The organism is Salinibacterium sp. NG22 (genome assembly GCF_015864925.1).
Classification (GTDB): domain Bacteria; phylum Actinomycetota; class Actinomycetes; order Actinomycetales; family Microbacteriaceae; genus Rhodoglobus.
In genome coordinates this window covers 1,822,429-1,845,221 of the sequence record NZ_JADYWG010000001.1, presented here as the reverse complement: position 1 = coordinate 1,845,221, position 22,793 = coordinate 1,822,429, and the positions used below count along the sequence as shown (strand labels likewise).

The 22,793-nt window shown below is 62.7% G+C and carries 20 protein-coding genes; 9 read left to right on the top strand and 11 right to left on the bottom strand.

Translation table 11 applies throughout. From position 1 onward, the window contains the following. Nucleotides 1-14 precede the first annotated feature (14 nt). Both I6E81_RS08965 and I6E81_RS08960 read right to left on the bottom strand, forming a co-directional pair. A complete protein-coding gene (locus tag I6E81_RS08965) occupies nt 15-827 on the bottom strand; it encodes an aldo/keto reductase (RefSeq protein ID WP_197106969.1) in 813 nt (270 codons plus the stop codon). 76 nt (nt 828-903) lie between these two features. Beyond that, the gene (locus I6E81_RS08960; protein WP_197106968.1) at nt 904-4,374 is read right to left on the bottom strand and encodes a bifunctional proline dehydrogenase/L-glutamate gamma-semialdehyde dehydrogenase; all 3,471 of its coding nucleotides are present in this window, start codon (nt 4,372-4,374) and stop codon (nt 904-906) included. A gap of 127 nt (nt 4,375-4,501) precedes the next feature. Between I6E81_RS08960 and I6E81_RS08955 the strand changes: the two genes are divergently transcribed. Further along, nucleotides 4,502-5,395 carry a LysR family transcriptional regulator gene (locus I6E81_RS08955; protein ID WP_197106967.1) on the top strand — a complete coding sequence of 298 codons (894 nt, stop codon included), beginning with the start codon at nt 4,502-4,504 and terminating at the stop codon, nt 5,393-5,395. A 67-nt stretch (nt 5,396-5,462) separates the two neighbouring features. Here I6E81_RS08955 and I6E81_RS08950 read toward each other — a convergent pair whose 3' ends face one another. From I6E81_RS08950 to I6E81_RS08920, 7 genes are all read right to left on the bottom strand, one after another. Then, on the bottom strand, nt 5,463-6,455 hold the full coding sequence (locus I6E81_RS08950; protein ID WP_197106966.1) for a LacI family DNA-binding transcriptional regulator: 993 nt from the start codon (nt 6,453-6,455) through the stop codon (nt 5,463-5,465). Between the two features lie 68 nt (nt 6,456-6,523). Then, nucleotides 6,524-7,945, bottom strand: a complete 1,422-nt coding sequence (locus tag I6E81_RS08945; RefSeq protein ID WP_197106965.1) for a GH1 family beta-glucosidase — start codon at nt 7,943-7,945, stop codon at nt 6,524-6,526. Further along, the gene (locus I6E81_RS08940; protein ID WP_197106964.1) at nt 7,945-8,856 is read right to left on the bottom strand and encodes a carbohydrate ABC transporter permease; all 912 of its coding nucleotides are present in this window, start codon (nt 8,854-8,856) and stop codon (nt 7,945-7,947) included. Before I6E81_RS08940 ends, I6E81_RS08945 begins: the two co-directional genes overlap by 1 nt. After that, nucleotides 8,853-9,950, bottom strand: coding sequence for a carbohydrate ABC transporter permease (locus tag I6E81_RS08935; RefSeq protein ID WP_197106963.1), 1,098 nt, complete (start codon nt 9,948-9,950; stop codon nt 8,853-8,855). The genes I6E81_RS08940 and I6E81_RS08935 overlap by 4 nt, the downstream gene beginning before the upstream one ends. A 69-nt stretch (nt 9,951-10,019) precedes the next feature. Further along, nucleotides 10,020-11,333: an ABC transporter substrate-binding protein gene (locus I6E81_RS08930; protein ID WP_197106962.1), complete on the bottom strand. Its 1,314-nt coding sequence runs from the start codon at nt 11,331-11,333 to the stop codon at nt 10,020-10,022. 173 nt (nt 11,334-11,506) lie between these two features. Continuing rightward, a complete protein-coding gene (locus tag I6E81_RS08925; protein WP_197106961.1) occupies nt 11,507-12,055 on the bottom strand; it encodes a thioesterase family protein in 549 nt (182 codons plus the stop codon). Nucleotides 12,056-12,122: 67 nt separating this feature from the next. After that, the gene (locus I6E81_RS08920; protein ID WP_197106960.1) at nt 12,123-13,031 is read right to left on the bottom strand and encodes an endonuclease/exonuclease/phosphatase family protein; all 909 of its coding nucleotides are present in this window, start codon (nt 13,029-13,031) and stop codon (nt 12,123-12,125) included. 138 nt (nt 13,032-13,169) lie between these two features. Here I6E81_RS08920 and I6E81_RS08915 point away from each other — a divergent pair, with 138 nt between their 5' ends. Next, complete coding sequence (locus I6E81_RS08915) at nt 13,170-16,673, top strand: bifunctional RecB family nuclease/DEAD/DEAH box helicase (protein WP_197106959.1); 3,504 nt, start codon at nt 13,170-13,172, stop codon at nt 16,671-16,673. Between the two features lie 31 nt (nt 16,674-16,704). On the opposite strand, the gene I6E81_RS08910 is transcribed toward I6E81_RS08915, so the two are convergent. Next, nucleotides 16,705-17,316, bottom strand: coding sequence for a TetR/AcrR family transcriptional regulator (locus tag I6E81_RS08910; RefSeq protein WP_307784132.1), 612 nt, complete (start codon nt 17,314-17,316; stop codon nt 16,705-16,707). A 127-nt stretch (nt 17,317-17,443) separates the two neighbouring features. Here I6E81_RS08910 and I6E81_RS08905 point away from each other — a divergent pair, with 127 nt between their 5' ends. Then, nucleotides 17,444-18,073 (top strand): NAD(P)H-dependent oxidoreductase, encoded by a 630-nt coding sequence (locus tag I6E81_RS08905; protein WP_197106957.1) that lies wholly within the window; start codon nt 17,444-17,446, stop codon nt 18,071-18,073. 15 nt (nt 18,074-18,088) lie between these two features. Here I6E81_RS08905 and I6E81_RS08900 read toward each other — a convergent pair whose 3' ends face one another. Continuing rightward, nucleotides 18,089-19,024 (bottom strand): DNA-3-methyladenine glycosylase, encoded by a 936-nt coding sequence (locus I6E81_RS08900; protein ID WP_197106956.1) that lies wholly within the window; start codon nt 19,022-19,024, stop codon nt 18,089-18,091. Nucleotides 19,025-19,066: 42 nt separating this feature from the next. Here I6E81_RS08900 and I6E81_RS08895 point away from each other — a divergent pair, with 42 nt between their 5' ends. From I6E81_RS08895 to I6E81_RS08870, 6 genes are all read left to right on the top strand, one after another. Continuing rightward, a complete protein-coding gene (locus I6E81_RS08895; RefSeq protein WP_197106955.1) occupies nt 19,067-19,504 on the top strand; it encodes a hypothetical protein in 438 nt (145 codons plus the stop codon). 33 nt (nt 19,505-19,537) lie between these two features. Further along, entirely contained in the window at nt 19,538-19,897 is a 360-nt protein-coding gene (locus I6E81_RS08890; RefSeq protein ID WP_197106954.1) for a hypothetical protein, read from the top strand. 9 nt (nt 19,898-19,906) lie between these two features. Further along, complete coding sequence (locus tag I6E81_RS08885) at nt 19,907-20,299, top strand: hypothetical protein (RefSeq protein ID WP_197106953.1); 393 nt, start codon at nt 19,907-19,909, stop codon at nt 20,297-20,299. 18 nt (nt 20,300-20,317) lie between these two features. Then, the gene (locus tag I6E81_RS08880; protein WP_197106952.1) at nt 20,318-20,779 is read left to right on the top strand and encodes a hypothetical protein; all 462 of its coding nucleotides are present in this window, start codon (nt 20,318-20,320) and stop codon (nt 20,777-20,779) included. Between the two features lie 18 nt (nt 20,780-20,797). Beyond that, a complete protein-coding gene (locus I6E81_RS08875) occupies nt 20,798-21,685 on the top strand; it encodes a rhodanese-related sulfurtransferase (RefSeq protein ID WP_197106951.1) in 888 nt (295 codons plus the stop codon). Nucleotides 21,686-21,750: 65 nt separating this feature from the next. After that, nucleotides 21,751-22,776, top strand: coding sequence for a 6-phosphofructokinase (locus I6E81_RS08870; protein ID WP_197106950.1), 1,026 nt, complete (start codon nt 21,751-21,753; stop codon nt 22,774-22,776). Nucleotides 22,777-22,793: the final 17 nt, after the last annotated feature.

Sequence of the window (22,793 nt, the reverse complement as noted above, 5' to 3'; positions counted from 1 at the left end):
CCGGCTCGTGTGAGCTAGTGCCCGATCTCGTCGGAGTCAGCGCCCGACCCCGGCACATCGATTGCCGCGATCGCTTCAAGGTCGCGGGAGTCGAGCTCGAAATCGAAGATCGCAATGTTGTCGGCCAGCCTCTCGGGGTTGGCCGACTTCGGGATCGCGACAAGCCCGTTCTGCAGGTGCCAGCGCAGCGCAATCTGAGCCGCTGAGCGCTCGTGCTTGGCCGCGATCTCCAGCAACACCGGCTGGTCGAGAACACCCTTGATGGGGCTCCACGCTTCCGTGACGATTCCGCGGGAGTCGTGATAGGCCCGCTCCGTCAGGCGAGCGTTAGTCGGCGAGAGGTCGACCTGGTTCACGGCCGGAACGGTAGCGCCAGCATCCGCCAGCACCTCAAGGTGGGTCGGCTTGAAGTTGGAGACACCAATCGACCGCGCAAAGCCGTCGGCTTGCAGCTTCTCGAAGGTGCGCCAGGTCGAGAGAAATTCGCCGCGGTCGGGCAGAGGCCAGTGGATCAGCAGCAGGTCAACGTAGTCGAGGTCAAGGCGCTCAAGGCTGCCACGAAGACCCTCAATCGCAAGGTCGTCGCCCTGAAATTCGCCATCAAGTTTGGTGGTCACAAAGAGTTCGTCGCGGTCAATGCCACTGCGACGGATGCCCTCGCCCACGCCCGCTTCGTTGCCGTATCTCACGGCCGTATCGATGTGGCGGTACCCGAGCTCGATGGCGGTCGGAACCACGACAGCAACTTCAGCATCGCTGAGCGGCCACGTGCCGAGACCAAGCTGGGGGATGCTGTGGCCGTCGTTGAGAGGAATCGAGGGGATCATCCTCTTAGGCTAAACGACGCTCAGGACAGTGCGCGGGGACTCGCTGTAACGAATCCCCGCACACCCTGTGAGTTCTTTAGACCTCGAGCGCGGCCATGGCCAGATCGGGGTTTCCGAAGCGGTGTGCTGTGATCGACAGTGACTGCTCTTGCAGGAAGATCAGCAGTTCAACTCGACCGGATGTCGTGACTTCACCTGACCATACCGCGACGTCAGGGTTTCCGCCAACGGCTTCTGCGATATCGACAGGGGAACCACCGATGAGGCGCACGCGGCTGGTCTTCAACTCGCCCTTGGCCGCACGCTCGTTCCAGCGAGCATCCGACTCAACACGAACCTGAGCAACCGAGACGCCGGCATTTGCCGACTCGAACGATTCAGTGAGCAGCGACGGCAACGGGATAGCGGAGCTGATGTGAATGGTCGCGCCGACACGAGCGGCACCGGCGATCATCCGCACCAGGTGGCCCATCGGTTCGCCCTCTGACAGGCGAATGGTGACGGGTACCGGGCGGTAGCGGAAGACGTTGCGCTCGACGCCGAGGTCTGAGACATCACGGCTGACGCCGAACTCGGTCTCCCACGCGCGCTGGTCGCTTTCGGCGGCGCGACGAACACGGTCGAACTCGTCGAACTCCATGCCCGACTGTGCCTTCTTGATAACCGAAGAGACCTGGTCGCTGAGACCGCGGACTTGAATGTCGCGAGCGGCGGGCTGCTCGACGGCCTTCCACTGTCCGAGTGTCATCAGGTAGTTGGGTCCGCCAGCCTTGGCGTGGCAGCCAACGGCTGAACGCTTCCACCCACCGAAGGGCTGGCGGCGAACAATGGCGCCCGTGATTCCGCGGTTGACGTAGGCGTTTCCGGCCTGAACTTCATCGAGCCAGCGTGCGACCTCTGTGGGGTCGAGCGAGTGGATGCCCGCCGTCAGTCCGTAGTCCACGGCGTTCTGCATCTCGATCGCTTCGGTGAGGTTCTTAGCGCGCATCACGCCGAGAACGGGCCCGAAGTATTCGGTCATGTGGAACTCGCTGCCGGGAACAACACCGGTGCGAACTCCGGGAGTCCACTGCTTGCCTTCCTCATCGAGCTGACGTGGCTTTACGAGCCAGCTCTCACCGGGAGCGAGAGTCGTGAGTGCTCCAAGCAGCTTGCCCTGAGCAGGCTCAACGATCGGGCCCATCATGGTGAGAGGGTCCTGAGGGAGACCAACGCGCAGAGTGCGCACCGAGTCAACCAGCTGACGCTCGAAACGTTCGCTCTTACCAACCGAACCGACCAAGATCACGAGCGAGGCTGCCGAACACTTTTGCCCAGCGTGTCCGAAGGCGCTCTTGGTGACGTCAGCGACGGCGAGATCGAGGTCTGCGCTCGGCGTCACGATGATCGCGTTCTTGCCACTGGTCTCCGCGAGAATCGGCAGGTCATTGCGCCAAGAACGGAACATTGCTGCGGTTTCCCACGCCCCCGTCAGGATGACGCGGTCAACAGCGGGGTCGGCAATCATGACGCGACCGAGTTCACGATCCTTCAGATCAACAAACGCGAGCACTTCACGTGGCACGCCCGCTTCCCAGAGCGCTTCGATCATTACGGCGGCGCTGCGCTGCGAAAGCTTGGCTGGCTTGATGATGACGCCACTGCCCGAGGCGAGTGCTGAAAGCACGCTGCCGGCGGGAATGGCAACCGGGAAGTTCCACGGCGGAGTAACGATGATGAGCTTTGACGGCACGAACGTGGCATCGTCGATCGCTTCAAGGTCGAGAGAGCGCTCGGCGTAGTAGTGCGCGAAGTCAATTGCTTCGCTGACCTCTACGTCACCTTCGGCGATCGTCTTACCGGCTTCGGCAGCCATGACCTCGATGAGGCGGGCACGCGAGGCTTCGATCGCGTCGCCGGCGCGGTGCAAGATTGCGGCACGTTCTGCGGCGGGCCTGCTACCCCAGTTCGCTCCGGCAGTGGTGACGGAACTGAGGATGCTCTTCATCTGCTCAGGGGTACTGACAGCGCCAGCCTTAACAGTGTCAATGCCGAGTTGTGAGTCGCCGCTGCGCGCCAGGATTGCACGACCCCACGTGCGGTTTTCGCCAATGGCCTGGTCAGTATCTGCGACGTTGTTGAACGGGCGGTCGCCGATGAGCGCGGCGGGCTGGTTGCGGTCCTGCACCCGGTTGGATACCTGTGCTGGTGCATCGAGGTTCGCGAGCGACGCCAAGAAGCGGTCCTGCTCGCGCACGAAGATGTGTTCGTTGCTGGAAAGCTCGAACAGTCCAGACATGAAGTTCTCGGTGCTGGCGTTCTCTTCGAGGCGGCGCACGAGGTAGCTGATGGCCGAGTCGAACTCGCTCGGCTGAACGACGGGCGTGTACAGCAGCAGGCTGCCGACATCCTTCCTGACTGCTTCGGCCTGGCCGGTAGCCATTCCGAGCAGCATTTCGAATTCGATGCCCTCGGTTACGCCTCGCTCTTGAGCGAGGTGCCACGCGAATGCGATATCGAAGAGGTTGTGGCCGGCAACACCGATGCGAACAGCGTCGATGTGCTCGGGGGTGAATGCCCAATCGAGCACGCGCTTGTAGTGAGTGTCACTGTCTTGCTTGGTTCCCCACGTAGCCATCGGCCAGTGGTGAGTTACCGCGTCTACGTGTTCCATCGCGAGGTTGGCGCCCTTAACAACGCGCACCTTGATGTTGGCGCCGCCGCGAGCGCGACGCGCCGTTGACCAACGGGTCAGTTCCTGCAGCGCCGTGAGGGCATCCGGCAGGTACGCCTGAAGCACGATGCCCGCTTCAAGTTCGAGCAGTTCTGGCTGGTCGAGAAGCTTCTCGAAGACCGCGATCGTAAGGTCGAGGTCTTTGAACTCTTCCATGTCGAGGTTGATGAACTTCTTCGACGGCGAGCGCAAGGCAAGCAAGTAGAGCGGGGTGAGGCGGTCAACAACACGGTCGACCGTCTCATCGAAAGCCCACATGGAAAGCTGCGACACGACTGACGACACCTTGATGGAAACGTAGTCAACGTCATCCCGGTTCAGGAGGGCGCGCGTTCCGGCGAGACGGTTGTCGGCTTCGTCATCACCGAGCACGGCTTCACCGAGCAGGTTGAGGTTCAGGTTGACGCCTTCACGACGAAGGTGCACGAGAGCCTTGTCGAGCTTCGCTGGGGTCGCGTCGATGATGAGGTGGCCAACCATGCCGCGGAGCACGCGGCGAGCGATCGGAACGATGATCCACGGAAGCAGGGGCGCGAAGCCACCGCCGACGAGGATGGCGAAGCGGAGGTACCACGGCAGGAACGCCGGGATGATGTGGGTGAGGCGCTCGAGGTTGCGGCCGGCGACACGCAAATCTTCGGGGCGAACCACGGTGTCGATGAAGCCGAGAGTGAACTCGAGTCCGTTCGGATCTTTCAGTACGCCAGCGAGGCGCGTGGCGCTCGCATCGGTCGGAAACTCTTCACTTTCAGCCAGCCAGCGACGAACGGTGGCTACCGTTTGGTCGGCAATCTGCTGGTGTGAAGCATCGAGGTTGTCGGTAGAAGTTGACATGCTCACGAGAATAGGCCTCCGAACGGGGATTGGGCTGGAACTCTCAGTGTGCGCCCGGGAGTGCCTTTAGCAAAAGCGACGGAAATCGCAGGGTTTCAGTTAGAATTAGTTAACGATTGGCGGAGAAATGCTCGACGTAAGACGGCTGCGACTTTTGCGAGAACTCAAGCTTCGCGGCACCATCGCCGCAGTGGCAAACGCACTCAGTTACACGCCGTCTGCAGTCTCTCAACAGCTCGCTCTTCTCGAAGAAGAAGCGCGGGTTCCGCTGCTCGTCAAAGCGGGTCGACGGGTGCAACTCACCCCCGAAGCCGAGCTGCTTGTTGAGCACACCGTTGCCCTCCTCGAACGCCTCGAACTTATGGAAGCAGAGATCCATTCCTCGCTCACTGAAGTGCGCGGAAAAGTACGTCTCGCTGTATTCCAATCGGCAGCGCTCGGCATCATTCCGCAAGCGCTCAGCATCATCGCGAACGAGCATCCCCAACTGCGCATCGAGATGACCCAGCGCGAGCCCGAGAGCGCCCTCTTCGAAACCTGGACGCGAGAGTTCGACCTCGTGATCGCGGAACAGTATCCCGGCCATGCCGCACCCCGGCATCCCGATCTCGACATGCTCCCCCTCTATGCCGACGAACTCTCGCTCGCTGTTCCTCACGAGAGCGGAATCATGAGTCTCGCCGACACCACCCAGAGTGCCTGGGTGATGGAACCCCGAGGCACCGCATCCCGCCACTGGGCAGAACAGCAATGCCGCCGCGCAGGCATAGAGCCCGACGTGCGCTACGAAACCGCCGACCTTCAGGCCCACATTCGTCTCGTTGAATCAGGCCACGCGACGGCGATCTTGCCCGGTCTGGTCTGGGGAACTCGCACACCGACCGTCGCGTTGCGGCCGATGCCCGGCCTTCCCCGACGCACCGTCTTTACGTCGGTGCGAGACTCGAGCGTCAGCCGCCCATCGATTGTGGCGTGCCGAGAAGTGCTCGAGCGAGTCGTTCTCGCGCTCGCGCCGGAGTAGCCGCGACGGCTGTGTTGGCGACTGAGGCTGCTGCACTGGCTGTGGTCGCGGCGGTGGCGAAACCTAGCTACGCAGAATCGCGGATGACGAGCTCGGTATCGAGGGTCGTCACGGTGTCGACTGGTCGGTTTTCAATCAGGCCGACAATCATTTCTGCCATGCGTCGGCCCATCTCGACGGAGGGTTGGCGCACTGTCGTCAGCGGCGGAGTCGCGGTGCTCCCATAGTTGTCGTCGTCGAAACCAACCACGGCGATATCGGCAGGCACGGAGAGCCCGGCTTCGCGGATCGCCGAGTAGGCGCCGATGGCCATCTGGTCGTTGGCCGCGAAGATGCCGTCGATGGGCTCACCGCGGGCGAGCAGTCGACGCATTGCTTCTGCTCCGGAGGGCGGCGAGAAGTCGCCGACTTCAACGAGATCGCTCGTGAGTCCGTGCTTGCCGAGAGTGGAGCGGAAGGCAGAAAGGCGGTCTACGCCCGGGGGCATATCTTGCGGGCCGGCGATCGTAGCTAGCTTGGTGCGGCCGGAAGCAATCAAATGTTCAACGGCGGTGCAGGCACCAGCGAAGTTGTCGACATCCACGTAGTAGTTGTCGCCGCTAACGTCGCTGAGCGGGCGCCCACCGAACACGACAGGCAAGGTGCGGCTGAGCTCAGAGTAGGAGTGGTCGCCCGTGTGGTGCGAGACCACCAGAGCGCCATCGACGTTGCCGCCGAGGAGGTAGCGCCGCGTCTTGTGTGATGCGGCGCCTGACTCGATGATCATGTTGAGCGTGTAATCCGTGTCTTCGAGATAGAGCGCAACGCCCTGAACGACCGCCGCGAAGAAGGGGTCATCGAAGACCTTGGCTGCCGATTCCGGAACCACCATCGCGATGGCCTGCGTCTTGCGACTCACGAGCGAACGGGCAGCGCGATTGGGCACGTAGTTGAGCTCGTCGATGGCGGCCTGAACGACAGTGGCGACATCCGGGCTCACCTTAGGAGAACCGTTGACCACGCGAGACACGGTGGCGCGCGAAACGCCTGCCTGTGCCGCCACCATTTCGAGTGTTGGCATGGCCCCGCTGCGCAGTTTCTCCGCCACGAGCTCGCTCTCTATTAGAAGGTCTTGCCTAACCCTAACGATCAGGAGGCCTTCTTCGTGGCAGCGATGTGGGCTGCGTATTCCGTGGCGCTGCGCTTCGGGATGCGCTCTTGAGTGTCGTAATCGACGTAAACAATGCCGAAACGTTTGTTGTAGCCCCACGCCCATTCGAAGTTGTCGAGGAGCGACCACACGAAGTAGCCGCGCACATCAGCACCGTCGGCAATGGCATCCGCCACAGCCTGGATGTGTTGCGCAACGTAGCTGGCACGCTGGGGGTCGTCGATCGTGTCGCCCTCACGAGTGTCGTCGTAGGAGGCACCATTTTCGGTGACGTACAGCGGCGGCAATGTGGGGTACTCCTTGCCCAAGCGCACAAGGAGGTGCTGCAAACCGCTCGGGTTGACTTCCCAATCCATCGCCGTGCGAGGGAGGTCACGCGGGGGCATCGTCACGAACTCGCTGCCGACAAACATCGAGCGACCGGGCTTAGTGGTTGGCCGAAGTCCGGGTGCTGCATCAGCGGGAGCGGGATGTCCACTCACGTTGTCGTCGTGGTAGTGATTCACTCCCAAGAAATCGATGGGGGCGGAGATGATCTCAAGGTCGCCCTCCTGAACATACTGCTCGAAGTTGTAGTCGCGCATGTCTTCGAGCACGTCAGCCGGGTAGGCGCCAAGCACGAGCGGCTCTAAGAACATGCGGTTCCAGATGCCGTCGATGCGACGCGCAGCGTCGAGGTCAACAGGATCGTTCGGATCGTTGGGCACGGCGTTCGTGAGGTTCAGCGTGATGCCGAGCTCAATCTCGCGGCCCTTCGCGGCAGCAAGCGAACGCAGTCGCTCCGCAGCCAAACCGTGAGCCAAGTGCTGGTGGTGCAGCGCGGCGAGGCCCTGATTCGGGTCAGTGAGACCGGGAGCGTGCTCCCCCGCAATGTAGCCAATCAGCGACGAGCAGAGCGGCTCATTGAAGGTTGTCCAGTGGCTGACGCGATCGCCGAGCGCGGTGTAGACAGCTTCGGCATAGTCAGCGAAACGGTACGCGGTTTCGCGGTTCGCCCATCCGCCCTTCTCCTGAAGCGCCTGCGGCAAGTCCCAGTGATAAAGCGTGAGCCACGGCAGGATGCCGGCCTCCAGCAGCGAGTCAACAAGACGACTGTAGAAGTCGAGGCCCTCGGCGTTGGGCTCGCGGTCGCCGGGAACAACACGGGCCCAGCTGGTGGAGAAGCGGTAGGAGTCGAGCCCCAGCTTCTTCATCAACTGCACGTCATCGTTCATGCGGTAGTAGTGGTCGACCGCAATTTCGGGGGTGTCTCCGTTGGCGACAGCGAGCGGCTGGCGGGCATAGTGATCCCAAATGGAATCCTCTTTGCCGCCTTCGTGAGCTGCTCCCTCGATCTGGGCAGCCGCGGTGGCGGATCCCCAGAGGAAGCCTTTCGGCCAGGTGGTGGTGAGAGTGTTCATTAGCCTTTTACTGCTCCTGCCATGATGCCCGAGACGAGTTGCCGTCCGGCGAGAATGAAGATGATGAGCAGCGGCAAGGTGGCAAGCACCGCTCCCGAAAGCACGACCGAGTAGTCCACGTATTTTGCGCTCTGCAGTTGGCTCAGCGCAACCTGCAGGGTCGGATTTTGTGGTGCGACCAGCAGAGGCCACAAGTAATCGGTCCAGGCGGTCATGAACGTGAAGAGTCCGAGGATCGCCATCGCGGGGCGAGCTGCCGGAATCCCGACGCTCCAGAAGGTGCGGAACATGTTGGCCCCGTCGACACGGGCCGCTTCGATGAGTTCGTCAGGGATGACATCCACCAAATATTGGCGCATGAAGAACACACCAAATGCTGTCACGAGCGTTGGCACGACAACAGCGCCGAGCGTGCCCGTCCAGCCGAGCTCTTTCATGAGCATGAACTGCGGGATGATGCCGAGCTGCGTTGGCACCGCGAGGGTCGCGATCACGAAGATCATGAGCCCTTCGCGGCCCTTGAAGCGCAGCTTGGCAAATGCATAGCCGGCGAGGGTCGAGAAGAAGATCACCGAGGTGGTGATGATCGTTGACACGATGATGCTGTTCAGGAGCGACTGCCAGAAGGGAACGGTCGAGAGAACTTCGCCGACGTTGATCCAAAAGCGACCGCCGGGCAGCAGCGGCGGCCAGGTTTCAGTGATGGCGGTGTTGTCGCTCGAGCCAACAACGTACGACCACCAGAGCGGGTAGGAGCCGCCGAGGAAGAGGGCCATCAGCAGGCCATAAACAAGGAAGCCGGGGCGTTCAGCGAGTCCGCGTGCACGGCCTCTGCTGCGGCGCTTCTCGTCGGCTACGGCCTGCTTGTCGGCGGCGCGATCGGGGGTTCGTGTGGGGCTCGTGGTGCTCATGAGCTCTTCTCCTCGTCTACGACGGATACCGCCGGCACAGCAGTGGGGTTGGCCGCGGTGGTGGCGCGGTAGCGCGCAAGCTTCTTAGCTCGACGCTTGGAGATGACCTTCACTTCGGTGGAGGCGATCTTGCGCGAGATCATGAAGTTCAGCAGTCCGATGCCGACGATGATCAGGAACAGCAGCCAGGCAATCGCCGAAGCCTTGCCAAAGTCACCGCGGTTGAAGGCCATATCCCACAGGTACAGCACGGTGGTTTGGTACTCGCGATGGGCACCGCCCAGGTTCGCGCTGGTGGGGTTGAAGAGCTTCGGTTCGGTGAAGATCTGCAGGCCACCGATCGTGGCGGTGATGATGACGAAGATCATGGTGGGGCGGATGCTCGGCAGCGTCATCGAGAAGAACCGACGCACGGCGCCCGCTCCGTCCAGGGATGCCGATTCGTAAATGTCGCGGGGAACGGCCTGCATTGCGGCGAGCAGGATGAGCGCGTTGTAGCCCGTCCAACGCCAGTTAACCATCGTGGCGATAGCGAAGTGGCTCGGGAATACTTCGCTCTTCCACAGCACCGGGTCGATATTGAACGAGGTCAGAATGTTGTTGATGAGCCCGTACTTTTCACCGAACGCACTCGAGAAGATGATGGCGACCGCGACCGGAGTCACGATGTACGGGATCAGGATGCTCATGCGCCAGAAGGTCTTGGCGCGAAGGTTTTGGTCGAGCAGGGCCGCGATGAAGACGGCGGCGACCAGCTGCGGAATCGCGCTGAGCAGGAAGATGCTCATGGTGTTGAAGAGCGAATTCCAGAAGTAGGGGTCGTTGAGCTCGGCGACATAGTTGTCGAAACCGATCCACTCGCCGGCACCGCTCAGGATGTCCCAGTCGTTCAGTGACACCACGAAGGTGTAGACGAGCGGGAAGAGCCCGATGAGTGCAAAGAGCACGAAGAAGGGGGCGATGTAAAGGTAGGGGGATGCCTTCACGTCGAGGCGACTCAGACGTTGCCGTCTGGTGAGCTGGGTGGTTGTGCGCGTGGAGCGCTGCTTCGCCTCACCTGAATCAGGTCGCGGCGGGCTCGTCATCGTCGTCATGAGATATCGCTTTCAAGAAGTGAGGCCCCCGGCAGAGGGGACGCCGGGGGCCTCAATTACTGCTGTGGACTAGTTGAGGTCGAGGTTCTTCAGAACCTCAATCGCGTTGTTCCACGCGGTGTCACCGTCAACGCCCGAGTCGAGTTCCTTGGTAGCGGGGCCGAAGACCTGCTCCTGGATAACCGAGTCGTTCGGGCCCTTGAACTGCGAGGTCACGCCTTCTGCACGCGATCCGAGGATCGTGCCGATGGGGGCATCGTTGAAGAAGGTGCTGAGCTCGCTGCCGCCGGTTACACCGTCGTCAGTCTGAGCTGCGATAACGCTGGGGAAGGTTCCTGCAGCCTGGAAGGCAGCAACTTCGGATTCAGCGGAGGTGAGGTAAGCGGCAAGCTTTGCTGCCTCTTCAGGGTGCTCAGACTGAGTCGGAACGGTCAGGAAGGCGCCACCCCAGTTTGCTGCTCCACCGGGGAAGACATCTGCGAAGTCCCAGCCAGTGCTGGCGTCTCCGCCTGCTGCTTCAACCTGTCCCTTGACGACACCGAGCATCCAGCCGGGGCACATGAACGTAGCGAATGAGCCATCAGTGAAGGCCTTTCCCCCGCCCCAGTCCCACGCGCTCTGCTGGCTGGAGAGTCCAGCTGCTGCGCCATCGGCGAGCTTGTCCCACTGCGACTGCAGTGCGGAGTTGCCCTCAACGTTGATTTCGCCGTCAGCGGTGTAGTAGCCCTCGTCAAGCTGGTTGACCATGGCGTTCCAGACGAAGCCGGAGTGGTCGTAGAAGGCCTTGCCAGTTGCTGCGTTGTAGTCCTTGCCGACCTGGAAGAATTCATCCCAGGTTGCGTCGTCGCCACCGAAGAGCTCGGCAACGGCGTCGCGGTCAGACGGCATGCCGGCTTCTTCGAGAAGTGCGCCGTTGTAGCAGAGGCCTTCCGGTCCGATGTCGGTTCCGTACCCGATGATGCGGCCGTCGGCGTCGGTGCCCTGAGCGAGCTTCCAGTCGACCCAGCGGTCCTTGATGTCGTCTGCGCCATATTCGCTGAGGTCAACGAACGTGTCGGAGACCTGCATGACCTGGCCGAGCCATCCTTCTTCAACGGCCTGAACGTCGGCGAGACCGGCGCCTGCTGCCTGCTTGGTCTTCCAGTCGGTCAACGCGTTTCCACCGGTGTCGATGTTGGTTGCCTTGATGGTGATGTTGGGGTTGTCGGCTTCGTACGCTGCGTACAGTCCGTCGAGTCCCATCGTGCCGAAGGTGGTCACGGTGAGGGTGATGGGGCCATCGCTGTCCCCACCGTCAGCTGCTGAACAACCGGTGGCGAGAAGAGCGAGAGATGCTGCGCCGGCGACGGCTGCAACCATCTTGGTGCGTCGTTGAGATTTCACGGTCACTTCCTTGTGAATGAGGGTTATTGGTGTCCGAAAGAGACCCCCATCAGGAATGAGAGCGCTCTCACGATTGCAGACTGATCTTATGAGAGCGCTCTCTCGAATGTCAAGAGAGCGCTCTCACAAAAGTGAAAGTCATACAACTCGCTGTAAACGCTTGCTGTTAGCGCTTACTCCCAGGTGCTGGGCGCATCGGCGCGACTGACGGGCAGAGCAACATGATCAGCCCACTCCTGAACCCAGTCGGGCATGACGGGTTGTTCGTCATCCCAGCCAATGGTTTCGAGCAGTTCGGCGACGCTGACGGTGCCGCCAGAGCTCCGCAGGAAGCGGGCGCGGGTCATCGCCTGGGCGTAAATCTGGCCATCGACCACAAAACGTTGCTCGACAAAGACGGCCTTGTCGTCGTAGCCGACAACGCGCGATTCGAGCTGGAACTTCTTCCAGAGATCGAGCGACTTGCGAAAGCTGATGGTCTCGTTGGCCATCACCGGGTAAAACCCTTTGGCCCGAAGCTTCTGCCAGCCGCCGGCACGGATCAAGAGGTCCATGCGGCCGATATCCATGATGGAGAAGTAGCGGCCGTTATTCATGTGGCGCAGTAGGTCAACATCGGTCGGCAGAACCTTCATCGTCATGCTGCCCACATCGGTGATGCCGAGGGCCGATCGTCGCGTGCTGAGGATGCGGTGCAAGATGGTGCGGAAGATCAGATTCACTCGCCCAGATTAGGTGAATCGTGATCGACTCCGTGAATCGTTTGTAGGGATGCTCTAGCGAGTGGAGCTATTTTGCCCCGGCAAAACGCACAACAGCCTGCACGGGCGTGTGATCCGACGGCCAGCCGCCCGCATACCGCGTGACATTGATGCCCGCCTCCATCACGGTCACATCGGGCGTTGCAAGAACCCAGTCAATCCGCTTGCGATTGTGCTTCGGCGGGCCGTAGTTGGGGAACGTTCCCCACACTTGGGTGAGACGCTCCTCGGCGGTGTTCCACGTGTCTACCACCAGTCCATTACCGGTGAGCTGGCTATAAGGGTGAGTGTCAGCATCCGTATTGAAATCGCCGGTCAGGATGCTGGGGTGCGGTGTCGCCTGCACGATGTTTCTCAACGCGTCGGCGGAGTGAAGGCGAGACGTGCGAGACCGGTGGTCGAGGTGAGTGTTCACAGCCTGAAAGTGGATGCCGGTGGCGAGGTCGCGGAAGATAGCTTCCACCACGACGCGAGGCGTGCGATTGCCCCACGAGACTGATCCCGGAACATTCGGAGTATCGGAGAGCGCCGACTGTCGCCATTCGACCACCTCCAGACGAGTGGAGTCGTAAAAGATGGGGCAGCCTTCGCCGCCCGTGTTCCTCTCGCGACCATGGCCGAGAGAACGGTAGTGCTCCCCCAACGACTGGCGCACAAAACGCGCCTGAGTGAAGAGGGCTTCTTGCACGCCGACCAGCGCCGGCTGTTCAGCAAGGAGGAGGCGTCTCATTAAGGGCTGACGGTGCCGCCACTGGTCAGGATTGCGCGGTAAAAGCTTCGGCAGGCGCCGACGGATGTTGTAGCTCATCACATGCAGGCCGGGGGCGTCGACGGGGCCGATCATCGAGCTACCGCGCGGAGGGAACGCCAGTTGGGGCTCACGCTCCGGGGCGAGCGCAGAAAAGTGCTTCGACCGTGGGGTGGTGATTCCCGTCATAGTTCAAGCCTAGGGCGTGGTCTGGCGTTTCGGTGGGGTCGGGCGCGTGAAATGCCTTGCCGCACCGAGTTATCGATATGCGCGGTAGCGGCACGGGTCAACGACGAGGTCGCTTGCCGGCCATATTCTGATCGAGACATGTACCTACTCACCGATACCGCTCTCGTGACGAGCGCCAGCGATCTGACCCAAGCGTCGAACTGTGAGTTCGGGTTCTTGCGCGTGCTCGACAAGAGGCTCGGGTTCTCGACTGATCCCCTGCCCGCTGACGATGCGATGTTGGAGCGGGCGGCCGAGCTGGGAAACGTTCATGAGGCCCGGCTGCGGGATCGCTATCGCGCAGAGTTCGGTGACGCGATGGTCGAGTTCGACAAGCCTCCCGGCCGCGACGCCGCTGTTCTGCGTGACTATGCCGCGCGCACGCGTGATGCTCTACTGGCCGGCGCACCCGTCGTTTTTCAGGGCGTCTTCTTTGACGAAACCGACCCCGAGTCGCCGTTCATTGGCTACGCCGACTTTCTTGTCAAGCAGCCCAGCGGCGAGTATCGCGTGGTCGACTCGAAGCTGTCACGTCACGTGCGGGTCACCGCGCTGCTGCAACTGGCGGCGTACCACGAGCAACTTCAGAAGCTCGGCGTTCCGGCAGACGGCACCGTCGAACTCATTCTTGGCAACGACGCCTCCGAGCTCGCTGCGGTGGCCGACATCGCCCCCGTCTTTCGCCGCCGGCGGGCCCGCATGCACGCGATCATCGCCGAACATCGCGCCGAAGCCAAGCCGGTCGACTGGCACGATGAGCGGTACGCGCGGGATGGCCGGTGCAAGTTCTGCACGGAACCTTCCAAGCAAGCCGATGACCTCTTTACCGTCGCGGGGCTCCGCGCCGGTCAGCGCACGAAGTTTCTGGCGGCGGGCATCCGCACCCTGACGGACCTGGCCGAAACGTCGGAACGTCCCGACGACCTCGCCATCCCGAAAGCCAGCTTTGCCAAGCTCCATCTGCAGGCCAAGCTGCAGCACACCGTCGATCCGGCCGACAGTCATGCCATTCCGCCCGTCGTTGTCGTTGACCCGCGGCCGATCGCGAACCTGCCCGCGCCCAACCCCGGTGATCTCTTCTTCGACTTCGAGGGCGACCCGATGTACTCCGAGCCGGGAATCGGCGGGGTGCCCCGCTGGGGCCTCGACTACCTCTTCGGCTGGGTCGATGCCGCGGGCGAGTTCGATTGCCTGTGGGCGCACTCCCATGCCGAGGAGCGGATCGCGCTGCGGGCGTTCCTGGACTTCGTCACGGAGCGGCGGCAGCAGCATCCGCGCCTCCATATTTATCACTACGCCAGCTACGAGAAGACACACCTGCTGAGCATCGCCGCCCGGCACGGCGAGGGTGAGGATGTCGTCGACCAGTTGCTGCGTGATGGCGTGCTGGTCGACCTGTATCCGATCGTGCGGGGTGCGCTGCGCATCGGGACGCCGTCGTATTCGATCAAGAAGCTTGAGCCGCTCTACATGGGCGAGGCCGAACGTGCCGGCGTGACCAACGCTGCTGACTCGATCGGTGAGTATGTCGACTCCAGTGTCGCGGCTGCGAATGGCGACCTGCAGCGGGCGAACGAGATTCGCGATGCGATCGCTCGCTACAACGAGTACGACTGCGTATCGACACTCAAGCTGCGCGATTGGCTGCGGGCGCTGCCCGAAGTCCAAGGCGTGAAGGTGGAGCCGGTCGAGGAAGAATTCGAGGGCAAGGTCTTCGAACCCAGTGCGCTCGACGTTGCGCTGCAGGCTCTCGGCGATGACGCTGAAGAAGCGGGCGATCATCCGACCGCTAGTGCGTATCGCATGGCCGCCGCGGCGATCGATTACCACCGGCGCGAGGTCAAGAGTTTTTGGTGGGAGCACTACGACCGCCTCGAGCAGCCGTCGGAGTTGTGGGAAGACACTCGTGGGATTTTCGTCGTCGATGGCGCCCAGCTCGCTCGCGATTGGCACAAGGAGGGGCGGCAGCGCACCGAGCGTCGGCACCTGTACCTTCGCGGTCAATGGGCGCCGGGCAGCAGTGCCCCACGCCCGGGCGGCGATGTTTTTCTGGTCTACGGTGACCCGCTGCCGTATCTTCCGCCGGGCCATCGTGCCGGCGCGCGCCTCGCCCGCGGGGTTCGTTTCGCTGACCCCGCCGAGGATGAGGGCGGCATTTTCGTCATCGAAACCCGGCCCGATGAGATCCCCGCCTGGGATGAAATCCCTACGCACCTCACGCCGGGCCCGCCACCCCGCGCCGACAGCATCGTTGCCGCGATCGAAGAGTGGGGCGAGACCGTCGTGGCCGCCGCACCGGAGTGGCCCGATGACGCGATGTCTGACCTGCTGCTGCGCAAAGCGCCCGCTGAGGTGGCTGCCCTTGAGCCCATGAAGAGTGCGGATGATGGGGTGCGCGCCGTCATCGCCTCCCTGCTTTCGCGGGAGAGCGGCTACCTCGCGGTGCAGGGCCCACCCGGCACCGGCAAGACCTATCTCGCTGCGCACGTTATTCAGCGGCTGGTCGAGAAGCATCACTGGAAGGTCGGTATCACGGCGCAGTCGCACAAGGTGGTCGAGAACGTTCTCGATGCTGTCGTGCTTGACGCGAGCCTCGACCGAGAGCTCGTCGCGAAGGCGGTGCCGGGAGAGTTCGGCGTTGGCTATTACGCCGATGGTCCGTTCAGCGAGTTGCCGGCGAATGGTCACGCGGGCTTTGCACGCGAGCATGACTCGGACGGCTACGTGATCGGCGGCACCGCCTGGGACATGACCAATCGCAAGCGGGTGCAGGCCGGCCAGCTCGATCTGCTCGTCATCGATGAGGCCGGGCAGTTCTCTCTTGCGAACACGATCGGCGTTGCTGCGAGCGCGAAACGGATTTTGTTGCTGGGCGACCCGCAGCAGCTCCCCCAGGTGAGCCAGGGCATCCACCCGGCACCGGTCGATGGTTCGGCGCTGGGTCACGTGATCGGCGAGCTGGCGGTGCTGCCGGATGACTTCGGCTACTTCCTCGAAGAGAGCCGCCGCATGGATGAGGCCGTCACGCGCCCCGTCTCGTTGCTCTCCTACGACGGCCTACTGCGGTCGCACGCGTCAACGGCGGGGCGGATGCTCGAGGGCTTCTCCCCCGGCCTGCACTCGGTGCCGACCACTCACGTCGACAACTCCACGTTCTCCGCCGAAGAAGCCGACCGGGTTGTCGAGTTGGTGCGTGAGCACCTCGGAGCACTGTGGACTTCGGAAGCTGGCGGCAAGGCGAAGCCGCTCGGCGAGGACGGCATCATCGTGGTGACGCCGTACAACGCGCAGGTGGAACTCCTCCGTGGCCGTCTCGATGCTGCCGGCTTTACCCGTGTTGTCGTGGGCACGGTGGACAAGTTTCAGGGCCGAGAAGCGGTCATCTCGATCGTCAGCCTCGCCGCCTCGAGCGCCGACGACGTGCCCCGCGGCCTCGACTTTCTGCTCTCCCGCAACCGCCTCAACGTGTCGATCTCGCGCGCTCAGTGGGCGGCGTATCTCGTGTACTCGCCAGCGCTGCTCGACTCGCTGCCGCAGTCGGCTGAAGGGGTATCGACGCTGAGTCGGTTTATTTCGTTGGTTGAGGGTGCCGGAGACGCCTGATGAAAAGGCCAAACCGGGCTGCCGCAACTAACTAATCCCCGCGCACCCCAAACAGCGAAACCATGGCCGGTTCCACTTCCGCACGCGAGATGTGCCCCGCCACCACGAGCCCGGCTAGCCCATGCACGACGCCCCACACTGCGGTCGCGAGCGCAGCCGCGGGAGCCTGCTGCTCGGGCGGGAGTAGTGCGGCTGTTGCGCGCGCCAGAACGCCTTCCGTTTGCTCGAGTAGGGGTTTCATTTCGGCGCTGGGCGACCCGGGGATGCACACGCTCGGGTCATAGATGAGGCGAAAGCGCTCGGGGAAGTCGGCCGCGTACCCGACGTAGGCAGCTCCGATTGCGACAGCGTGCGCCCGCGCCGAATCCGCGGATGCTTGTCCCTGCCCCTCAGCCGAGTCCTGCTCCTCCACGGCTTGCAGGGTGCTCAGCAGCTCGCCCATGCTGCGCTCACTCAGGCGCTTAAGCAGCGCGGCTCGATCGCCGAAGTGATGGTACGGCGCGTTGTGGCTCACGCCCGCGGTGCGCGCGACTTCGCGCAAACTCAGCGAAGCGTGCCCCTGGGTGCGCATGAGTTCGAGCGCCGCGTTTTCGAGCGTCGGCCCGAGGTTGCCGTGGTGGTACGCAGAATCGGATCTTGACACGAGCAACATCGTACCCCTAGAGTCAAAGCGAGCAATCTAGACAGTGTCCAGATTGCCTCGACATGCCCCCGAGCCGCTGCCCAATGCAGCTCGGTACCCCATCCGATTCACCATCCCTTGGAGCGACATGAACACTCTTATCATTGACGGCCACCCCAATCCCGACTCTTTGTGCGCCGCCATCGCCTCCGCCTATGCCGAAGGCCACGGCGACGCCACCGTTGTCGCCCTGCGAGATTTGCAGTTCGAACCGAGCCTTCACTTCGGCTACACACGCCGCCAAGAACTTGAGCCCGACCTCGAACGCGCTTGGCAGTTGCTGTTGGATGCCCGGCACGTCGTCGTGGTCACGCCCGTCTGGTGGGGCTCCGTCCCGACACTGCTGAAGGGTTTCTTCGACCGAATCCTCCTCCCGCGCCGCGCCTACCGAATCAGAAAAAATGGAACCCCCGAAGGTCTACTCACCGGGCGAACCGGTCGCGTCATCGTCACCGCCGACTCCCCCTCCTGGTATCTCCGGCTCGTCGGCGACACCACGGTTCGACACGTCCGCGACCGCACGCTTGCCTTCTGTGGAATCAAGTCCGTGCATACAACACGGTTCGGCCCGGTGAAGAATTCAACGCTCGAGCAACGCGAGGGTTGGCTGGCGAAATCCGCGAGCCTCGGTCAAGCGGATGCTGCGCGGCTGGCCAGAAAGCGCCCGACAGGTAGCACTACAGAAGCAACCGCCGCCGAACGCGTGGACGCACGCTAAAGGACTCGCACGCCACTAATGCCCGCGATGATCCTGAATCGTCATGCGCGGCCCGAAGGCCGGCTTGCGAAACCCGGATGCCGTGATGAGTCGCACGACGCGTTGCCGGTGGCCGCGCCAAGGCTCGAGCAGTTCGAGCATCCGCTCATCGTCGACGGGTTCGCCAATCAGGGCCCAACCCACAACGGCGGCGAGGTGGTAATCGCCAACGCTCGGGCTATCGGGATCGGCGTGCGAGCGCTGCATGGTTTCGGCGGCCGTCCACACGCCAACGCCCACGACTGATCGCAGCGCAGCCTCAATGCGCGGCCCGCCTCGCCCCCAATCGGCCGTGCGCTCGAGGGATGCCGCCACTTGCGTCGCGCGCATCACGGTCGCCGAACGCTGTGGCCCGACCCCCGCGCGGTGCCACTCCCACGACGGAATCCGCGCCCAACCCTGCGGGGTCGGCACAACACGCATACCGGCTGGAGCTGGCCCAGGCGCCGGTGAACCAAACTTCGTGACGAGGATGCGCCACCCCCGCTTCGCTTCGATGCCCGTGACTTTCTGCTCCAGAATCGCCATCACGAGCGCCTCGAACACGAGCTTGGTGCGCGGCAACCGCAAGCCGGGGTTCTGACGCTGAGCTTCAGCTGCGAACGGAAGCGCCGAAATGTCGAAGTCGCTCCAGTCGTCGCCCTCCCCCAGCAGCTCGGGAACGCTGGCGATCGCCCACTCAGCTCCGGCGCCCCACGCGGTGCAGTCCACATGCGACTGGTGCTGCACGAGACGCAGAGTCGCGGGGCCGTGCGGCGTGAGCATCGTGCGCCAGGTGCCCGCGTCGTCCACTCGCATCGTCGGGTCACCGACACCGCGCTTGAGTGGTCGCAGCGTCGCACGAACATCAACGGGCCGCCCGGGCGCAAAACGCATGCGCACCGGCTCGTCGACGGCGAGCGCTTCGGTCATGAGCCCTAGATTACGCGCCACCCCTGACGTAGAGTTTGGCTCATGATCTGGCTCGCGATAATGACTCTCAGCGGGGCAAGCCTCGGCATCTATCAAGCGCTCGCGATGGTGCCGAAAGTACGAACGTTGCCCTTCATCGGTCAAGCGCTGATCATCGCGGGGCTGATCGTGTGGCCCAACATTCCGCCCAACGACGTTATCGCTCCGGCGTGGCTCAACTTCGCTGGTGTTGCAGCTTTTGTGATCACTATGGCGAGCGCATCCACTTTGTATTCGGCCAAGCTGTGGATGGATTACTTTCCCGAGGCGGGCCTCACGTACCGGGAGTTTGCGTGGCGAGACTTCACCGGCTCCTTTTACATACGGCAGCAGTACGCGGCGATGCTTGCCGACCGCGAAGAACTGCGGGCAACTTGGGACTACGACGGCCGCGGCGCGATCAGGCCAGCGAATGACGAAGCCAGCACCAATGAGCCCTAGATTACGCGCCACCCCTGACGTAGAGTTTGGCTCATGATGTGGTTGGTTATTGCAGCGGTGATCGGATTGATTACGGGTGTGTTGTCGTGCGAAGCACGCACTCCGACCTATAAGCCCCTCCCTAACCTCGTCATTCTCATGGTGGGCATGGGCGCGGTAATCGTCATCACCGCAACAACAGGAGGCCACGGTCTGATGAGTTACGCCTTCCTCGGTGGCCTCATCATTACCCAAGTCGCCTACGCCCCACGGATCTGGCTACGGGTCTTCCCCGAATCCGGCTTCAGCTACTGGCAGCTTGTTGCGCGCCAATTCACCAACCCCCGCGACCTGCGCAAGGAGTACGCGGCGATGCTCGGCGAGCGCGCAGAGCAGAATACGGCCGCTCGCTAAACTGCGCTCATGCTTCTCTTTATCGGCGCGATTGTTGCAGGGCTGCTCTTCGGCGCCCTCTACGCGAAGGTTCGCGTTCCCGCGGCCCGGCGCCTTCAAGCACTAGCCACGGTTATCCTCGCACTAGCCGGCGCCGCGGCCGTTCTGGTGCTGCGCCCCGATGGCTCGTCATTGCAACTGAGCTTCGCCACCCTCGTTGCCTACGCCGTGTGCTTCGGCCTGGCATCTGCCGTAGTGAGAGGGCTGCTCTGGCACCGCTTGCTCCCCGACTCCGGGCGCACCGCCGTGCAGACAATCGGCCGCAGCTTCCTGCGCCCCGACGACATCTACGACGAATGGATGCTCTTCCTCCAGTCCGAGATCGCCGCCACCGCAGCCGGCGAAAACGCTCCCCGCCGGTAGCGACTGATGTTCTGGTTTGTGACGTTTCTCGCGATCGGCATCGCGACCGGTGTAGCTCTGAGCGGCGCACGAACGCCCGTCATCCGTCACGTCCGCATGATCGGTGTCATTGCCATCGGCACCGGGCTCGTGTTGCTCATTCTGTTCAACTCGACGGCATCGTCAGAACTCACCTTCGTCTATGCCATCGCCGTTGCCCTCAGCGAGTTGACCTGGACGGCGCGAACATGGACTCGCCTGTTTCCTGAGTCAGGAATGAGCTTTCGCGATCTCTTTCTCGACGAACTCGTCGCTCCGAACCGGGTACGGATCGCCTATGCCCAGATGCTCCTCGAGCGCGAAGGCGATCCCCTCGGCGCAGACCCCGAAATACCCGTCGAAGCAGAAGACGCTACGAACGACGAGCCGAACGACACGGATGATCCGGATGCCGGCCCGCCACCACCGCCACCACCAGCCCCGCGCAGCTCGCCCAGCTAACAGCCGTAAACTTGCCCCGTGGCTGTTCCCAAGATCCTTCTCTTCTACGTGTTCACGCCGCTGGCCGATCCGGAGGCTGTGCGGTTGTGGCAGCGCGACCTCTGCGAGTTCCTCGGGCTCGGCGGTCGCATCATCCTCTCTAAAGACGGCATGAATGGCACCGTCGGCGGCGAGCTCAAAGACATTAAGCGTTACGTGCGCAAGACGCGGGAGTACCCGGCGTTCAAGAACATCGACTTCAAGTGGAGCGAGGGCCAGGGCGACGACTTCCCGAAGCTCAGCGTGAAGGTGCGCGACGAGATCGTGAGCTTCGGCGCCCCCGGTGAGTTGAAGGTCGACGAGAACGGCGTGGTTGGCGGCGGCACGAAACTCAGCCCCGAAGAACTCCACGAGCTCGTTGCGCGCAAAGAGGTCACCTTCTTCGACGGCCGCAATCCCATCGAGGCCGCGATCGGCAAATTCACCGATGCGATAGTTCCGGATGTCGCAACCACTCGTGACTTCGTCGCCGAACTCGACAGCGGCAAGTACGACCACCTGAAAGACAAGCCCGTCGTCACGTACTGCACGGGCGGCATCCGCTGCGAAGTGCTCTCCTCTCTTATGCGCAGTCGCGGATTCGGCGAGGTCTACCAACTCGAGGGCGGCATCGTTCGCTACGGCGAAAAGTACGGCGACTCCGGCCTGTGGAACGGTTCGCTCTACGTCTTCGACAAGCGCATGGCCATCGACTTCACGGCAGACACCGAAGCGATTGGCCGCTGTTACCAGTGCGGTGCGGCAACCAAACGGGTCGAGAATTGCCACAACAAGGCCTGTCGCGAGCAGTTCGTGGTGTGCGATGAGCACGCAGACTCCGTGGCGTGTGCCGCGCATCCGATCACAGAAGCCGCAATCAGCCACTAAAGCGACGCGGCGCTGCGAACCAGATCGTGGCTCGGAAACGCACAAAAATGCGCCATGATGGGTTCATGAAGATCGGAATCCTGACCAGCGGTGGCGACTGCCCCGGGTTGAACGCAGTTATTCGCGGCATCGTGCTCAAGGGCACGCAGGTCTACGACAAAGAGTTCGTCGGCTTCCGCGACGGTTGGCGTGGAGTCGTTGAAGGCGACGCCATGCCCCTCACGCGCAAAGACATTCAGGGCATCTCCAAGCAGGGTGGCACCATTCTGGGCACCTCGCGCACGAACCCCTTCGAGGGCACCGACGGCGCAGACACTGTGCGCGAAAACATGGAACGCCTCGGCGTTGACTCCCTCATCGCCATCGGTGGCGAAGGAACTCTCGCTGCTGCCAAGCGGCTGACGGATGCCGGAATCAAGATCGTCGGAGTCCCCAAGACGGTAGACAACGACCTTTCCGCCACCGACTACACGTTCGGCTTCGACACCGCCACGCAGATCGCAACCGACGCCATGGACCGCCTGCGCACCACCGGCGACTCGCACGGCCGCTGCATGGTTGCTGAAGTAATGGGCCGCCATGTTGGCTGGATCGCTCTGCACTCGGGCATGGCTGCCGGCGCCCACGCGATCCTCATCCCCGAACAAAAGACTTCGATGGCTCAGATTGTGGAGTGGGTCACTTCGGCTCGCGACCGCGGTCGTGCCCCTCTCGTTGTTGTTGCCGAAGGCTTCACTCTCGACACCATGGACGACGCCCACTCCGAGCGCGGCCTCGATGCCTTCGGTCGCCCCCGCCTCGGCGGAATCGGCGACATGCTTGCGCCCGAGATTGAAGCTCTCACCGGCCTCGAAACTCGCTCAACCACTCTGGGTCACATCCAGCGCGGTGGAACTCCCAGCGCCTACGACCGCGTGCTCGCCACTCGCTACGGCCTCGCCGCAGTCGACGCGGTCATCCACGGTCGCTGGGGTCGCATGGTGTCGCTGCAGGGTACCGAGATCACCAACGTGGCGTTCGAAGATGCCCTCGGCAAGCTCAACACGGTGCCGCAGTCACGCTACGACGAAGCTGCGATTCTCTTCGGCTAAACCGACTTTCTGACTCA

Coding starts and splice junctions, on each gene's coding strand:
- I6E81_RS08945 (WP_197106965.1), bottom strand. CDS start 7,945: ATGAACACTCTCACCACCACCTGGCCGAAAGGCTTCCTCTGGGGATCC.
- I6E81_RS08885 (WP_197106953.1), top strand. CDS start 19,907: ATGCTTCTCTTTATCGGCGCGATTGTTGCAGGGCTGCTCTTCGGCGCC.
- I6E81_RS08935 (WP_197106963.1), bottom strand. CDS start 9,950: ATGACGACGATGACGAGCCCGCCGCGACCTGATTCAGGTGAGGCGAAG.
- I6E81_RS08960 (WP_197106968.1), bottom strand. CDS start 4,374: ATGTCAACTTCTACCGACAACCTCGATGCTTCACACCAGCAGATTGCC.
- I6E81_RS08965 (WP_197106969.1), bottom strand. CDS start 827: ATGATCCCCTCGATTCCTCTCAACGACGGCCACAGCATCCCCCAGCTT.
- I6E81_RS08920 (WP_197106960.1), bottom strand. CDS start 13,031: ATGACGGGAATCACCACCCCACGGTCGAAGCACTTTTCTGCGCTCGCC.
- I6E81_RS08955 (WP_197106967.1), top strand. CDS start 4,502: ATGCTCGACGTAAGACGGCTGCGACTTTTGCGAGAACTCAAGCTTCGC.
- I6E81_RS08950 (WP_197106966.1), bottom strand. CDS start 6,455: ATGCCAACACTCGAAATGGTGGCGGCACAGGCAGGCGTTTCGCGCGCC.
- I6E81_RS08870 (WP_197106950.1), top strand. CDS start 21,751: ATGAAGATCGGAATCCTGACCAGCGGTGGCGACTGCCCCGGGTTGAAC.
- I6E81_RS08890 (WP_197106954.1), top strand. CDS start 19,538: ATGATGTGGTTGGTTATTGCAGCGGTGATCGGATTGATTACGGGTGTG.
- I6E81_RS08915 (WP_197106959.1), top strand. CDS start 13,170: ATGTACCTACTCACCGATACCGCTCTCGTGACGAGCGCCAGCGATCTG.
- I6E81_RS08905 (WP_197106957.1), top strand. CDS start 17,444: ATGAACACTCTTATCATTGACGGCCACCCCAATCCCGACTCTTTGTGC.
- I6E81_RS08940 (WP_197106964.1), bottom strand. CDS start 8,856: ATGAGCACCACGAGCCCCACACGAACCCCCGATCGCGCCGCCGACAAG.
- I6E81_RS08895 (WP_197106955.1), top strand. CDS start 19,067: ATGATCTGGCTCGCGATAATGACTCTCAGCGGGGCAAGCCTCGGCATC.
- I6E81_RS08900 (WP_197106956.1), bottom strand. CDS start 19,024: ATGACCGAAGCGCTCGCCGTCGACGAGCCGGTGCGCATGCGTTTTGCG.